12 protein-coding genes and 1 other RNA gene are annotated in these 15,543 nt (G+C 34.8%); 3 read left to right on the top strand and 10 right to left on the bottom strand.

Translation table 11 applies throughout. From position 1 onward, the window contains the following. Window positions 1-52: 52 nt before the first annotated feature. Both carB and rpmH read right to left on the bottom strand, forming a co-directional pair. Complete coding sequence (gene carB / locus MG290_RS00490; RefSeq protein ID WP_264561985.1) at window positions 53-2,902, bottom strand: carbamoyl-phosphate synthase large subunit; 2,850 nt, start codon at window positions 2,900-2,902, stop codon at window positions 53-55. Window positions 2,903-3,040: 138 nt separating this feature from the next. Beyond that, on the bottom strand, window positions 3,041-3,202 hold the full coding sequence (gene rpmH, locus MG290_RS00495) for a 50S ribosomal protein L34 (protein WP_008464848.1): 162 nt from the start codon (window positions 3,200-3,202) through the stop codon (window positions 3,041-3,043). A 211-nt stretch (window positions 3,203-3,413) separates the two neighbouring features. On the opposite strand from rpmH, the gene MG290_RS00500 reads away from it, so the two are divergent. Further along, on the top strand, window positions 3,414-3,977 hold the full coding sequence (locus MG290_RS00500) for a DUF2892 domain-containing protein (protein ID WP_264561986.1): 564 nt from the start codon (window positions 3,414-3,416) through the stop codon (window positions 3,975-3,977). A 164-nt stretch (window positions 3,978-4,141) separates the two neighbouring features. Here the strand turns inward: MG290_RS00500 and ssrA are convergent. The 6 genes from ssrA to MG290_RS00530 form a co-directional block, all read right to left on the bottom strand. After that, window positions 4,142-4,543, bottom strand: a transfer-messenger RNA (tmRNA) gene (gene ssrA, locus MG290_RS00505). Window positions 4,544-4,822: 279 nt separating this feature from the next. Then, on the bottom strand, window positions 4,823-5,467 hold the full coding sequence (locus tag MG290_RS00510) for a response regulator (protein WP_257499265.1): 645 nt from the start codon (window positions 5,465-5,467) through the stop codon (window positions 4,823-4,825). A gap of 32 nt (window positions 5,468-5,499) precedes the next feature. Further along, entirely contained in the window at window positions 5,500-8,145 is a 2,646-nt protein-coding gene (locus MG290_RS00515) for a DNA gyrase/topoisomerase IV subunit A (protein ID WP_264561987.1), read from the bottom strand. Between the two features lie 155 nt (window positions 8,146-8,300). Further along, complete coding sequence (locus tag MG290_RS00520; protein ID WP_264561988.1) at window positions 8,301-8,801, bottom strand: virulence RhuM family protein; 501 nt, start codon at window positions 8,799-8,801, stop codon at window positions 8,301-8,303. A gap of 3 nt (window positions 8,802-8,804) precedes the next feature. Next, window positions 8,805-9,353: a protein adenylyltransferase Fic gene (fic, locus tag MG290_RS00525; RefSeq protein ID WP_264561989.1), complete on the bottom strand. Its 549-nt coding sequence runs from the start codon at window positions 9,351-9,353 to the stop codon at window positions 8,805-8,807. A 20-nt stretch (window positions 9,354-9,373) separates the two neighbouring features. Then, window positions 9,374-11,224, bottom strand: coding sequence for a DNA topoisomerase IV subunit B (locus MG290_RS00530; protein ID WP_264561990.1), 1,851 nt, complete (start codon window positions 11,222-11,224; stop codon window positions 9,374-9,376). A gap of 257 nt (window positions 11,225-11,481) precedes the next feature. Here MG290_RS00530 and MG290_RS00535 point away from each other — a divergent pair, with 257 nt between their 5' ends. Beyond that, entirely contained in the window at window positions 11,482-12,474 is a 993-nt protein-coding gene (locus MG290_RS00535) for a cation diffusion facilitator family transporter (protein WP_264561991.1), read from the top strand. Between the two features lie 116 nt (window positions 12,475-12,590). On the opposite strand, the gene MG290_RS00540 is transcribed toward MG290_RS00535, so the two are convergent. Next, on the bottom strand, window positions 12,591-13,352 hold the full coding sequence (locus MG290_RS00540) for an ABC transporter ATP-binding protein (protein WP_264561992.1): 762 nt from the start codon (window positions 13,350-13,352) through the stop codon (window positions 12,591-12,593). Between the two features lie 3 nt (window positions 13,353-13,355). After that, entirely contained in the window at window positions 13,356-14,567 is a 1,212-nt protein-coding gene (locus MG290_RS00545; protein WP_264561993.1) for an MFS transporter, read from the bottom strand. A 113-nt stretch (window positions 14,568-14,680) separates the two neighbouring features. Here MG290_RS00545 and MG290_RS00550 point away from each other — a divergent pair, with 113 nt between their 5' ends. Beyond that, entirely contained in the window at window positions 14,681-15,529 is an 849-nt protein-coding gene (locus tag MG290_RS00550; RefSeq protein WP_264561994.1) for a transketolase, read from the top strand. Window positions 15,530-15,543: the final 14 nt, after the last annotated feature.

Raw genomic sequence — 15,543 nt, forward strand, 5'->3', positions numbered from 1 at the left:
AATCCGTTTCTACAATATTAGAAACGGATTTTTTTGTGCTTTAAAAAAGCTGTTATTTACTTAAGTACATTTTTCTGCGGGTGTATAAATCGTAGAAAGCGTCGTCTTTTAAACTATCGATAAACAGAATGCTTTCTCCCGTTGATTTCATTTCTGGTCCTAAAGCTTTGTTTACTTTCGGAAACTTGTTGAAAGAGAAAACAGGTTGCTTAATAGCATATCCGTTTAGTTGAGGGTTAAAAGTAAAATCGGTTACTTTAGCGCCCAACATTACTTTTGTAGCATAGTTTACATAAGGTTCGCCATAAGCTTTTGCAATAAACGGAACCGTACGGGAAGCACGTGGATTGGCTTCAATGATATATACCGTATCGTCTTTCACTGCAAACTGAATGTTGATTAATCCTTTTGTTTTCAAGGCAACCGCAATCTTTTTAGTATGATCTTTAATCTGTTGCAATACAAACTCACCTAAATTGAATGGGGGTAGTGTAGCGTTTGAATCTCCTGAATGCACACCACAAGGTTCAATATGCTCCATAATTCCAATAATGTACACATTTTCGCCATCGCAAATCGCATCAGCTTCTGCTTCCACAGCTCCAGCTAAATAATGATCTAGAAGCAATTTGTTGCCCGGAATCGATTTTAATAAATCAATTACATGCTCTTCTAATTCTTTTTTATTGATAACGATTTTCATTCCTTGACCACCCAAAACATACGATGGGCGCACTAATAAAGGAAAATCTAATTCGTCTGCCAATTTCGCTGCTTCTTCGGCAGTAGTGGCTACTCCAAATTTAGGAAAAGGAATATGTAAATCGGTTAGTAATTCAGAGAAACGTCCGCGATCTTCAGCTAAATCTAAAGCTTCAAAACTTGTTCCAATAATCTTAATTCCGTATTTATCTAATTTTTCGGCCAACTTTAAAGCAGTTTGTCCACCTAACTGTACAATTACTCCTTCTGGTTTTTCATGTCGAATAATATCGTAAATATGTTCCCAATAAACGGGTTCGAAATACAATTTATCGGCCGTATCAAAATCGGTTGAAACCGTTTCCGGGTTACAGTTGATCATGATGGTTTCATAACCACATTCTGATGTAGCCAAAACACCGTGCACACAAGAATAATCAAACTCAATTCCTTGACCTATTCGGTTGGGACCTGAGCCAAGTACCACAACTTTCTTTTTATCGGTTCGAACCGATTCGTTGGCTGTGTAAACTGTGCCGTCTGCTTTTTCAATATTGGCTTCAAAAGTAGAGTAGTAGTAAGGTGTTTGTGCCACAAATTCTGCCGCACAAGTATCCACCAATTTGTACACACGGTTAATGTTCATTTTTTCGCGTAAAGTGTAAATTTCACTTTCTAAACAGCGCAACATGTGAGCAATTTGGCGGTCTGCAAACCCTTTTTGTTTGGCTTCTAACAATAAGTCTTTTGGAAGAGTTGCCAAAGTGTGTTTTGATATTTCTTGCTCTAAAGCATACATTTCTTCGTATTGCTTTAAGAACCACATATCTATTTTAGTAATTTGTTGAATGGTGCTTAGTGGAATACCCAATGCAATGGCATCGTAAATCACAAAAACACGATCCCATGACGCATGTTCTAATTTATCTAAAATTTGATCGTAATTGGTGTATCCTTTTCCGTCTGCACCAATTCCGTTTCGTTTTATTTCTAATGATTGGGTGGCTTTTTGTAAGGCTTCTTGAAATGAACGACCAATTCCCATAACTTCACCAACCGATTTCATTTGAAGACCAAGTGTTCTATCTGCACCTTCAAATTTATCAAAATTCCAACGAGGTATTTTTACAATAACATAATCTAAAGTTGGTTCAAACAATGCCGATGTTAATTTGGTGATTTGGTTCTGCAGCTCATCAAGAGTGTAGCCTAATGCCAATTTTGTAGCTACTTTTGCAATAGGGTAGCCAGTTGCTTTTGATGCTAAAGCTGATGAACGCGACACACGAGGGTTGATTTCAATAGCAACAATATCTTCTTTTTCATCGGGTGATACTGCAAACTGCACATTACATCCACCTGCAAAATTTCCGATAGAGCGCATCATTTTTATAGCCATATCTCGCATGCGTTGAAACGTGCGGTCCGATAAGGTCATTGCTGGTGCTACGGTAATTGAATCACCGGTGTGAATGCCCATAGCATCCATGTTTTCAATAGTACAGATAATTACAACATTGTCGTTTTTATCTCTTAATAACTCTAATTCGTATTCTTTCCAGCCCAATAATGCTTTATCAATCAAAACCTCGTGTATAGGCGATGATTCTAGTCCGTGTGTAAGAAGTTCGTCGAAATCTTCTTCTTTATGCACAAAAGCAGCTCCTGTTCCACCCAAGGTAAACGATGGACGAATTACCAACGGGAAACCAAATTCTTGGGCAACTTCTTTTCCTTCCAAAAACGATGTGGCAGTTTTTGCAGGTGCAAAAGGAATATCGATTTTTGCTAAAAGTTGTTTAAATTGTTCGCGGTCTTCAGTGACATTAATGGCGTTGATATCAACCCCAATCAATTTTACATCAAAATCTTGCCAAATACCTTTTTCATCGGCTTCTAAACACAAATTCAAGGCTGTTTGTCCGCCCATTGTTGGCAAAACAGCATCGATTTCTGGATGCGCCTTTAAAATTTCGATGATTGATTTGGTGTTTAATGGTTTTAAATACACATGATCCGCCATTGATGGATCGGTCATAATGGTTGCTGGGTTCGAATTGATCAAAATAACTTTAATTCCTTCTTCGCGCAACGAACGTGCCGATTGCGAACCAGAGTAATCGAATTCACAAGCCTGACCAATAATAATTGGACCAGAACCAATGATTAAAACTGTTTTAATTGAATGATCTTTAGGCATTATTTATAGGGTGTTGTTATAATTGTTGTATTCAAATGTACTTATTCTTAATTAAAAAGAAGAATGAAGTGTTTAAAAATAAAAGATATAAAAAAAGGCGACACTTAAAGTAACGCCTTTATTTATGATGATCCATCATTATTTTTTGTGTCTTGGTTCGCTAGAAACCGTTAACTTATGTCTTCCTTTAGCTCTTCTACGTGCCAATACTTTTCTTCCGTTAGCACTTGCCATTCTATCCATGAAACCGTGTTTGTTTCTTCTTTTTCTTTTTGATGGTTGAAACGTTCTCTTACTCATTGCTTCTTATCTTTAAATATATATTTTATAAATGTTCAGCTTTGAAATCATTGCTTCAAAACCGAGTGCAAATATACAAATCCTTTTAATACCTACAAATTGTTTTTAAAATTTATTTTAAATTTCTGTTACTTATTGCAGGATTCTTGCCAGGTATTTTTTGTGGCTTGCAGTATTTTACTACATTTGCAAAATTAAAACAAAAACGATTATGATTCACAAGAATATAAAAATTGTTGCAGCAGCAGCGTTATTGGCAACTGCTATTTGGCAATTTACCGAGAAAAATATTGGAAATGGTATTTTTTTATTGATACTAACGCTATTAGTGGTTTTAGTTTATTTTAAAAATGAAATGCTTATTATGACCTTGTTTAAGTTTAGAAAACAAGATATGGAGGGAGCAAAACGCATTTTGTCGAAAATTAATCCAGAAACCGCTTTAATAAAAAACCAACAAGGATATTATTTTTATTTGAATGGAATTATCAACGCGCAAAATAACTTAAACCAAGCCGAAAAAGATTTTCGCAAAGCAGTTGATTTAGGACTTAATCAAAAGGAAGATTTAGCAGTGGCAAAATTGCAGTTGGCAGGTATCACGATGAGTAAAAACCGTGCTGCAGAAGCTCAAAAATTAATTGCAGAGGCTAAAAAGCTTGATACGAAAGGTATGCTGAAAGAGCAAATTAGCATGATGGAAGGGCAAATGAAACAAGCGCGCGGACAAAAAGTGCCAATGTGGTACAACCAAAGTAAAAAACGTGGGTTTTAATAATAGGTACAGAAGCTCTAATCCAATTAGGGCTTTTTTATTCTTTAGGTTTAATAAACTATGGAATATTTTGTAGTTAAAATGGAGTATTTCAAACAATACCAATACGGTAATACTGAAAAAAATGCATTGACTTAAAAAAATCAATGCATTTTTTTTAATTTCAGTGGAGCCGCAGGGAATCGAACCCTGGTCCAAACAAGCAATCAAAGAGCTTTCTACACGTTTAGTTTTTGTTTAAATTTTCGTTGTATAGCTTTGCCAAAAACAACCACTACACACTTAACCTCTTTAGATTTCGAGTAACTTCCGAGGTGCTATTTACTCTAGATTTATATTTACGGTTCCTTATTACAAAACGCCATAAATCAAGGCTTTTTTAAGGAATTTAGCTTTCCTATCTTATAGGACAAGGCTTGATCTTACTATAATTCAGAATTAAGCAGCTAAAGCGTAGTTTTCTTCGCCGTGTAAAAAAAAGTTCATTCATGATATTTACGAGCTGTAAATGAGCGCTCGACGTGCTTACTTTTCAATTCCACCTGCTGTCAAAACCGATCGGCCCCAAAAAGTGGTACAAAAGTAATAAAAAAAATCCTGCTATACAAGCAGGATTGGTTTCATTTGAACTTTAAGTAATCAACAAAACAACATATACGTTCTAAACCTAATCTAACCTTATTAAAACGTGAAAACCTTAATACTCCCTAATTATTTGCCCAATAATTTTTCATATTATGTTCAAATGTTTTACAAATGTAAGGGCGTTGGTTTTATATTTACAACTATGGATTTAAAAGTTAACAAAATGTGAGCAAAACACTCATTTCATGTAGTATTTTATTCTACAAATACCCGTTTTCTATGGCTGCTTTCACCAAACCTTTGTCATCTTGTGCTTTCATCACTTGCTTCATTTTGGCAATTCGCTTTTGAATAGCGCTGTATGATATCGGAATTATTTTGTCTAATTCCACGATTTTATATCCTTTTGAAAGTAAATATAATATTTGACGGTTGTAGTCGTCTATAAGTGATTTATCGTTTAAAGATTCATTGAATGTTTTTTGAATAAAATCGCTGTAAAACTTACCCTGATCCAAAACAATTTGTATTAATTCTAACAAATATTCGGGTGTGAGTTCGCCTTTGGTAACGAAACCATCGGGTTTTGCGTTTTTAATAATATCTAGAATGTAGATTTTTTCGGTGTGTGCGGTTAGTAATATTACTTTGCAATATGGAATGATTTGGCGAATGAAATTAGCTGCATCAATCCCGTTTTTTAATTGTTCTTCTTCAAAACTTGGTATGTTGAAATCAACCAAAACCATGTCCGTTCGTTTTGCTTCGGCATTGTTCGAAAAATAGTCAAAAACAGCTTCGCACGAAGCCAATTTAACAATTGTGCTTTGTGGATAATTTTGCTTTATAACATTGGCATATCCTTCTAAAATAAAAGGATGATCGTCAATTATGACAAAATTCATATATTTTTTATTTGTGTTTAAAATGTATTTGTTTATTCTAGGTTAAAGCCAATTTGCCCGTCTTCTTCAATTGTTAGAGAGCTTTCATCAACCGTATCAGTAAAATTATTTTTTTCGGATGTTTCTTCTTCCAAAACCTCTTCATAGGGCAACGATTCTAAAAGATTCATCATTTTTACCTTATCGCTTGTTACTTGATTTCCTTGTGCTTTAATACCTTTTACTGCAATAAATTCTTCAAAATTTATAATTAGAGGTTCTTTTTCAACACCTTTACTTTTTGCGAATATTATTTCTGCCATTGGTCGGTAATCTGTAGAAACAATTTCTAAACGGGCATACGGATGTTCTGAAATAAAAAGTTCTTCTTTATTTACAGATTCCACTAAAAATCTTTTCCCGAAATACTTATCTTTTTCTGGATCAAAATAGATACATGAAATGGGTTTTGTGGGAATCCATTTTTCCAATACAATGATATCATCGTCAAAGTGTGTGGTTAATTCAGGAATAATTGTTTTTAATTTTCCGCTTTGGGTAATAATCAACAAACGATCTTCGGGTTTAAATTCACCTAAAAGCTCGCCTCTGCCATCCACATTTAAACGGTGAACGGTATCATCGAACCAAATTTTTCGAGGACGAAGGGTAGAAATTCCTTTCTCTTTTAATTCAATTTTCTTTATTGGATATTTTGTGACGATGTTTCCTTTTGATGTGCGGCCTTTTATAAGCAAATCGGCAAAATCTAAATCGAATTTTAGTTTTTTTACGTTGCTTAATTGTCTTAATAAAATAGTTACTACTTCTGCTTCACCATTTGGATTACTTGAAAAATAAAGTACTTGAGAACCTGGTTTTTCTTGAGTTAGATCATAGACTTTATCGCGGGTGATACTTGAAACACTGAAACGCTTCACAAACGATGATCCTGTTTTTCCATCGCGGTATATCATGTTGTAAATAGTGCGTTTATCGTTTTTGTTGAAAACTGCTGCGTGAATAATGTCTTTACCTACGAATTTTTTCTCTTCGATTTTTGATACCGTCATACTGCCGTCTCGCAGAAACACAATCACATCGTCAATATCTGAGCAGTCTGCAATGTACTCGTCTTTGCGCAAAGCAGTTCCAATAAATCCTTCTTCTCGGTTTACATATAGTTTTTGGTTTCGCAATACCACTTTTGTTGCTTCGATATTATCAAAGTTGCGCAATTCGGTTTTGCGTTCGCGTCCTTTGCCGTATTTTTCTTTTAAGTTGGTGAAGAATGAAATGGTAAAATCAATGATATGCTCAATATTGTATTTCACTTTTTCAATATCACCTTCCAAAGCATCTAGTTTTTCTTGCGCTTTATCTAAATCGAAACGAGAAATACGTTTAATCCGTATTTCGGTCAATCGCACTATATCTTCTGTGGTAACAGCGCGTTTTAAATGTGAGGTGAATGGTTTCAATCCTTCATCAATAGCAGCAATTACACCATCCCAAGTTTCTTCTTCTTCAATATTTCGATAAATTCTGTTTTCGATAAAAATACGTTCCAACGATGAAAAATGCCATTGTTCTTCCAACTCGCCTAATTCGATAATCAGTTCTTGTTTTAACAAATCAACTGTTCGTTCGGTTGACTGTTTCAACATTTCCGAAACGCCCGTGAAAAGGGGTTTGTTGTTTTGTATCACACAGCCTAATGGTGCTATTGAAACTTCACAACTTGTAAATGCATACAACGCATCGATTGTTTTATCAGGCGAAACACCAGGCGGAAGATGAATCGCAATTTCAACTTCAGAAGAGGTATTGTCTTCTACCTTTTTTATCTTGATTTTCCCTTTTTCATTTGCTTTTAAAATACTATCAATCAATGAAGTGGTGGTGGTTGAAAAAGGAATTTCTTTAATAACAAGTGTGGTTTTATCTACTTGCGAAATGCGTGCACGAACCCTTACTCTTCCTCCGCGTGCGCCATCGTTATAATTAGATATATCGGCAATACCCGCAGTTGGAAAATCGGGATACAATACAAAAGGTTTCTTTTTTAATATTTTGATGGAAGCATCTATTAGCTCGATAAAATTGTGTGGAAGAATTTTGGTTGATAAACCAACTGCAATACCTTCGCCACCTTGCGCTAATAAAATTGGGAATTTTGCCGGTAGATTGATCGGTTCGTTTCTACGGCCATCATAGGAAAGTTGCCACGGCGTGATTTTTGGCGAATACAAAACATCTAAGGCAAATTTACTTAAACGTGCTTCGATATAACGCGAAGCTGCGGCATCATCTCCCGTTAAAATATTTCCCCAGTTTCCTTGTGTATCAATCAACAAATCTTTCTGACCGATTTGCACCATGGCATCGCCAATACTTGCATCTCCATGCGGATGGTATTGCATGGTGTGCCCAACGATGTTTGCTACTTTATTGTAACGACCATCGTCTAATTCTTTCATTGAGTGCATAATGCGGCGCTGAACTGGCTTAAAACCATCTTCAATTGCCGGAACCGCACGTTCTAAAATCACATACGAAGCGTAATCTAAAAACCATTCTTCATACATACCCGAAACCTTCTTTATGGTCTCGGCTTCGGTGCTTTCCAAACTATTATGGTCCAATTCGGGATCGTAATTGTTTAGTTCGGCATCTTCGTTAAATTCTTCGTTATTCATTTGAATAATTATGTTTTATGTAATATTCGCAAAAAAAACTTAAATTGAGTTAAAAATTTAAAATTGATTTCACTATTCCAATCATTTTTTCTTTATCAGATGGATTTGATTCGGCAATTAGTATCGTTAACACCGTTAATGTTTCAGGCGATACTTTATTTTGGAAAGGATAAGATGTTTTTTGTGAAAACATCTGTTGCTTTTAATTGACTATTTTCTTTTGTAAGAATCTTTAAATCTTCAAGCGTTTTAATAAATTGTGCATTATTTCTTTTTAATAATTTTTCATTGATTGTGTATCCTTTTGTAATATGTTGGTTAAGCAATTTTGTTGGCCACTGGCGAAATTTTGTTGCTATTTTTGAATTTACTCTGTACCCAACTGATAAAATTAAATCAAGATTAAAATATTCTATTTGTCTTTTAACATTTCGCTTACCTTCTTTTTGAACTGTTGCAATTTTTGCAACAGTTGAATTTCTATCTAACTCTTCTTCTTTAAAAATATTATTTATATGTCTAGAAATAACTGATTTATCTCTTCCAAAAAGGCTTGCTATTTGGTCAAGGCTTGCCCAAACAGTATCTTTTTCTCCGTTTGTACGAAGTTCTAAGGCTCCGTTTTCGGACTGAAATATAATCAATTCGCTTTCCATAATTTAATCTTCTTTTTCGTAACCTTCGTAGTAATAAGACTGCTCAATTCCTTTGAAAATAATTTCGCGGTTATCTATATCATTAGTCAAATTTTGGGAAAGCAAGGTTCTCAATTCTAAATCATTGATCGGACTTCGTTCCATTGCCTGTAAATAAAGTGTTTTATCAACAAACTGCCAATTAACTACTTTTTTTAAACGGTGTTTCAAAATTAAATCAAGCCAAATACGCATGGTTCGTCCGTTGCCTTCCATAAAAGGGTGCGCAATATTCATTTCTACATATTTTGCAATAATTTCTTCAAAAGAGTTTTCGGGCATTGTTTCTATTTTTACAAGAATTTCATTCAGATACAACGCCGTAGCAAAACGAAAACCGCCTTTCGAAATATTCAACGTACGGATTTTTCCTGCAAAATCGAAAAGGTCGTCAAAAAGATATTTATGAATTTGCTGTAAACCTTTAGTAGTACCAATTTCTATTTCATTAATAAATCCGCTATCAAATAAGCGAAACGCATTTTCTAAACTTGTTTTATCAATGTTTTTCATTCCTAAATAACAGGTTTTATTTACTCTACTTTATCCAACTCCACTTTTAAATTATCAATAATAAACTCTTGTCTATCAGGTGTGTTTTTGCCCATATAAAACTCCAATAATTTTTCTATAGACGAGGCTTTATCTAACATTACCGGTTCTAAACGAATATCTTGGCCAATAAAATTCACAAACTCATCGGGCGAAATTTCACCCAAACCTTTAAATCGGGTAATTTCGGGTTTTGGTTTTAATTCTTCAATAGCATCGATACGCTCTTGTTCTGAATAGCAATAGATGGTTTTCTTTTTATTGCGAACCCTAAAAAGCGGTGTTTGCAATATGTATAAATGCCCTTCTTTTATCAATTCTGGAAAAAATTGCAAGAAAAATGTAATCATTAACAATCGAATGTGCATACCATCCACATCGGCATCGGTTGCAAGCACAATATTGTTGTATCGCAAATTTTCATAATCTTCTTCAATGTTCAAAGCGGCTTGCAATAAATTAAACTCTTCGTTTTCATACACAATTTTTTTCGACATTCCGTAGGTGTTCAACGGTTTTCCTCGCAAACTAAAAACGGCTTGTGTGTTTACATCGCGCGATTTTGTGATGGAACCAGATGCTGAGTTTCCTTCTGTAATAAAAAGGGTACTTTCTAAACTTCTTGGGTTTTTGGCATCGGTTAAATGTATGCGGCAATCGCGCAGTTTTTTATTGTGTAGCGATGCTTTTTTTGCACGATCTTTTGCCAATTTACGAATACCCGAAAGTTCTTTGCGCTCGCGTTCTGCTTGAAGAATTTTTCGGAGCAATGCATCGGCGGTCTCTGGATTTTTATGTAAGAAATTGTCCAGATTTGTTTTTATAAAATCGTTGATGAAGGTACGAACAGTGGGCAAATCAGGTCCCATATCGGTTGATCCCAGTTTTGTTTTGGTTTGCGACTCAAAAACAGGTTCTTCTACTTTTACCGAAATAGCCGAAACAATGGATTTGCGAATATCCGATGCTTCAAAGTTTTTGTTGTAAAACTCTTTTATGGTGCGAACAATTGCTTCTTTAAATGCGGATAAGTGCGTGCCGCCTTGCGTGGTGTTTTGACCATTTACAAACGAATAGTATTCTTCGGAATACTGCGTTTTGCTGTGAGTTAAAGCAATTTCGATATCATTTCCGGTTAAATGAATAATCGGATAAATCATATCTTCTTCGGTGATTGTTTCTTGTAATAGATCTTTTAAACCGTTTTCGGAAACAAACTTTTCGCCATTGTAAATTATCGTTAATCCTTTATTCAGGTAACAATAATTTTTAAGCATTCGCACAATGTAATCATTGCGGAATTTATAGTTTTTAAAAATGGTGTCATCTGCTGTAAAAGTAACTTTTGTTCCTTTGCGTTTGGTGGTTTCAACCAAATCTTCTTCTAAAGTTAAATTTCCGGCACTGAATTCAGCTGCTTTTTGTTGGTTATCGCGCACTGATTCTACACGAAAGTAAGACGATAAAGCGTTTACAGCTTTAGTACCTACACCATTTAAACCGACTGATTTTTTAAAAGCCTTAGAGTCATATTTTCCACCTGTATTCATTCGCGAAACCACTTCCACAACTTTTCCAAGCGGAATACCCCGACCGTAATCGCGTACCGAAACTGTGCGGTCTTTAATGGTGACTTCGATTGTTTTTCCGGCACCCATTACAAATTCATCGATACAGTTGTCTAACACTTCTTTAATGAGAATATAAATACCATCATCAGGCGAAGAACCATCGCCTAATTTACCAATATACATTCCCGGGCGTGTACGAATGTGTTCTTTCCAATCTAACGAGCGGATGTTATCTTCAGTATACTGAGATTCTTGTTGCATAAATTGTAGTGAATTTGGGTAAAAATACATAATTTTATGCAGATTTGAAAGTGTTTTTATTGTGATTTTATTTGATATATATATTCGTAGAAATGTTTTTAGCAATACACAACTTTTTTTAAAATGATAGCTTAAATTTTGATTTAAACCTAGAAATATATTGCTTTCAAATACAAAAAAATAATAACAAAGAGACCGGATTCTTTTTTTAATAAAGGAATTAGTAACTTTGAATGAGTATTAAAACGTTCGTATTAATGAGCAATTCCGCCACCGAAAACTTTAAATTCCAACGGATAATTACCATTGTTGGAATACTTCTTTTTATTGTTAAAATATATGCTTGGTATGTCACCAATTCGGTTGCAATTCTTACCGATGCATTAGAGAGTACCATTAATGTTTTGGCTGGATTTATTGGTTTGTACAGCTTGTATTTGTCGGCATTACCAAAAGACCACAACCATCCCTATGGTCATGGAAAAGTAGAGTTTATCTCGGCAGCTATCGAAGGTTCATTGATAAGTATTGCAGGTGTGGTTATAATTTATGAAGCCATTGGGGAATTGCAAAACCCTAAAGTCATTGAAAAATTAGATGTTGGTTTAATTCTAGTGGCAATAACAGCTGTTATTAATTATATTTTGGGTTTTTATGCCATTCAAAAAGGAAAAAAAAATAATTCATTGGCACTGATTGCAAGTGGAAAACATTTGCAAACCGATACTTATTCTACTATTGGAATTGTAATTGGATTGGTGGTTTTGTATTTCACAAAAATAGCTTGGATTGATAGCGTAACGGCATTGATTTTTGCAGCATTTATCATTTTTACGGGATACAAAATTTTACGGGAATCGATTTCTGGGATTATGGATGAAACAGATAAATTACTGTTGAAAGAAGTGGTGGCTTTTTTAAATGAAAAAAGACGTAAAAACTGGATTGATTTGCATAATTTACGCATCATTAAGTATGGAAGTACCTTGCATTTTGATTGTCACATGACAGTGCCTTGGTATTTTAATATCGAAGAAGGACATAAAGAAGTGGATGCTTTGGAAGACACCGTAATAAATCATTTTGGTGATAGAATTGAACTTTTTGTGCACTTGGATGCTTGTAAAGAATATTCGTGTAACATTTGCAGTAAAATTGATTGTCCTGTGAGAAAACATCCGTTTCAAGAAAAAATTAACTGGACAATAGAGAATGTTTCTTTAAATAAAAAGCATAATAGTAATTTGTAGATTTTATTACATTTTGTCATTCCCATGCTACGACAAACTCAGTACATGCTAAAGGAGGAATCTCTTAGAGAAAGATTCTTCTATTCACAAAAATATCTGTACATCTGTGGCAAAAATCAAAGTATCAAAAACTGCTTTCGTCCTTTATCAAAAACAATATCATCGGTATCAAAAAAACGGTCAAAAACGCCTTGGTTAATTAGGCTGTTAGTAGTGTTGTGATAAAATTTCTCGTCTTTGAGCAACATAATTTCATCGCTTAACTGCAAAGCTAAATCTAAATCGTGCGTAGAAAATAAAATGCATTTATGGTGATTCGCACACAGTTTTCTTAACAATTTTAGCAGACGCACTTTGTGGTATAAATCTAAATGTGTAGAGGGTTCGTCTAAGAAAATAAATGGTGTGTCCTGTACCACGGCTCTGGCAATAAGGCTGCGTTGCAACTGTCCGTCGCTTAATTGTGCAAGTTTTCTATTTTTTAAATCGATGATTTCGCAATCGTTCAAAGCGTTTTCAATAAGCAATTCATCTTGTTCCGAAAGCTTATCTAACCAATTTGTATAGGGTTGTCTGCCCAATTTTACCAATTCGTACACAGTGAGTTCTTTGTTCACATTTTCATTTGTAAGCACCACACTCACCATTTGGGCAAATTCGTGAACAGAAAAAGCATCCACATTTTGTTGGTTAATCAAAAGTTTTCCCTGCTGTTTATCAAGCAATCCCGAAATGGTTTTTAGCAAAGTAGATTTTCCAATACCGTTGCTTCCTAACAAAGCCGTGAGAGTACCTGTTTTCAATTCAAAATTCAAATCGGTAAACAGTGTTTTGTCTTTATAACCAATTGATAAATCTATTGCTTTGAACACGTTCATTTCTTAAATCTTTTTCATTATAAAATAAAAACCAATACTGGTAATTGCAATCATTGTGCAATTTACAATCCATAAGTTGGTAAAACCAAAATTTTCTGCAATATATGTTCCCAGCAAGGGCGATGTAATAAAGGCAATTGAAAACGAAATACCGTTTAATCCCATATATGATCCACGGTTTGAAGGTAAAGATCTATTTACGGCTACGGTTGATGCAAAGGGCATAATTAAAATTTCGGAGATAGAAATTAAGAAAATCGAACTAAAAAGTATGAACTGGGTATGCGACGGTATCAATACCAAAAATGCTGCACCGCAAAACAAACTACCAATAATCATGTTGGCAGAAAGGGTGAATTTTTTCTCGGCAAAATGTACCAATGCCATTTCCAGCACAAAAACAACAATTCCGTTAAAACCCATAAGCAATCCCACTTCTTTTTCATTCATAAAAGCCACATTCTTGTAAAAAAGAGGTAGTGTGTTTAAAATTTGAAAGAAACAAAAGGCATAAATAGCAATAAAAAAGCTGAAAATTAAAAAAATACCATCGGTATATGCCGATTTTACTTTTGCAACAGTTGCTGCTTTTTCAGCTATTACTTTCTTGGGTGCATTTCCTGCCCGATTTTTGAAATAAATAATAAAAAGTGTTCCAGCAATAAAAGACATACACGCATTGGCATAGAACAAAAAGTTATACGAGACCGCTGCTAAAAAGCCACCAATTGCCGGACCAATAGAATATCCCAAGTTTAAGGCCATTCGGTTTAATGAAAAAGCGCGAGTGATATTCTCGGGTTTGGCATAAAATGAAACCGAAGCGCTGTTTGCCGGTCGAAACAATTCTTTAATTAAACTTAAAAAAAAGATGGCAACGCACAGGTTTTCAAAAGTGTTGAAAAGTGGTACAATCAAAAAAAACGGAATACTGCCAAACAAACTGCAAACCTGAATTTTAAACGAGCCAAATTGATCGGTGAGCCAACCACCAATAAAAGAACCCAAAATAGAACCCACACCAAACATACTTAAAACAATGCCGGCATTTTGCAAAGAAAAGTCTAAAACAGTAGCCATATATACGCCCAAAAAAGGCAATACCATTGAACCGCTTTGGTTTATAAACATCACCAAAGCCAATAACCAAGTAGCTTTTGAAAGTCCTTTGTAGGCACAAATGTAGTTTTGCCAATACTGTTTTAAAATATTCATTGTAAAAAAAGAAAACACAAGTGTTTATTAAATGTGAACAAAAATAGGAAGTTTTTGCGTGCAATCTTTTAAAAAACTTATCTTTGTGTACTATAAATTTTATGCGTTTATAAATGAAACCAAACACACAACAATTACAAGACTTGGTAACACAAGTTCGAAGAGATGTTTTAAGAATGGTGCATGCTGTAAATTCGGGTCATCCGGGTGGATCTTTAGGCTGTGCTGAATATTTTGTAGCATTGTATCAAGTACTTATGGATCGCAAAGATTCATTTGATATGGATGGCAAAAACGAAGACCTTTTCTTTTTATCAAACGGGCATATTTCGCCTGTATTTTACAGCGTTTTGGCGCGCAGCGGATACTTTCCGGTAAGCGAATTGGCTACTTTTAGAAAAATCGATTCGCGTTTACAAGGTCATCCAACCACTCACAGTCATTTACCGGGTGTTCGTATGGCATCGGGCTCGTTGGGGCAAGGGTTATCAGTGGCTTTGGGAGCTGCACAAGCCAAAAAGTTAAACAATGACGATAAATTGGTTTATGTGCTTATGGGTGATGGCGAATTGCAAGAAGGTCAAAATTGGGAGGCACTGATGTATGCTGCTGCTAATAAAGTAGATAACATTATTGCAACCATAGATTTAAACGGAAAACAAATCGACGGAACTACCGATGAGGTATTGCACATGGGCAGTTTGCAAGCAAAATTTGAAGCTTTTGGATGGGATGTTTTAAGCATTGAAAAAGGTAACGATTTAGAAGCTGTTATCAACGGATTGCAACAAGCAAAACAAAAAACAGGTAACAAAAAACCAATTATGGTTTTGTTACACACCGAAATGGGCAACGGTGTAGATTTTATGATGAACACACATGCATGGCATGGTAAAGCACCCAATAACGAACAGTTGGAAAATGCTTTAAATCAAAATCTAGTTACCTTAGGAGATTATTAATTTTAATTAAGCAT

The organism is Flavobacterium sp. CBA20B-1 (genome assembly GCF_028473145.1).
Classification (GTDB): domain Bacteria; phylum Bacteroidota; class Bacteroidia; order Flavobacteriales; family Flavobacteriaceae; genus Flavobacterium.

What these genes read in the sequence shown, in the direction of transcription:
- carB (WP_264561985.1), bottom strand. Translation starts at nt 2,902, where the DNA reads ATGCCTAAAGATCATTCAATTAAAACAGTTTTAATCATTGGTTCTGGT.
- rpmH (WP_008464848.1), bottom strand. Translation starts at nt 3,202, where the DNA reads ATGAGTAAGAGAACGTTTCAACCATCAAAAAGAAAAAGAAGAAACAAA.
- MG290_RS00500 (WP_264561986.1), top strand. Translation starts at nt 3,414, where the DNA reads ATGATTCACAAGAATATAAAAATTGTTGCAGCAGCAGCGTTATTGGCA.
- MG290_RS00510 (WP_257499265.1), bottom strand. Translation starts at nt 5,467, where the DNA reads ATGAATTTTGTCATAATTGACGATCATCCTTTTATTTTAGAAGGATAT.
- MG290_RS00515 (WP_264561987.1), bottom strand. Translation starts at nt 8,145, where the DNA reads ATGAATAACGAAGAATTTAACGAAGATGCCGAACTAAACAATTACGAT.
- MG290_RS00520 (WP_264561988.1), bottom strand. Translation starts at nt 8,801, where the DNA reads ATGGAAAGCGAATTGATTATATTTCAGTCCGAAAACGGAGCCTTAGAA.
- fic (WP_264561989.1), bottom strand. Translation starts at nt 9,353, where the DNA reads ATGAAAAACATTGATAAAACAAGTTTAGAAAATGCGTTTCGCTTATTT.
- MG290_RS00530 (WP_264561990.1), bottom strand. Translation starts at nt 11,224, where the DNA reads ATGCAACAAGAATCTCAGTATACTGAAGATAACATCCGCTCGTTAGAT.
- MG290_RS00535 (WP_264561991.1), top strand. Translation starts at nt 11,482, where the DNA reads ATGAGCAATTCCGCCACCGAAAACTTTAAATTCCAACGGATAATTACC.
- MG290_RS00540 (WP_264561992.1), bottom strand. Translation starts at nt 13,352, where the DNA reads ATGAACGTGTTCAAAGCAATAGATTTATCAATTGGTTATAAAGACAAA.
- MG290_RS00545 (WP_264561993.1), bottom strand. Translation starts at nt 14,567, where the DNA reads ATGAATATTTTAAAACAGTATTGGCAAAACTACATTTGTGCCTACAAA.
- MG290_RS00550 (WP_264561994.1), top strand. Translation starts at nt 14,681, where the DNA reads ATGAAACCAAACACACAACAATTACAAGACTTGGTAACACAAGTTCGA.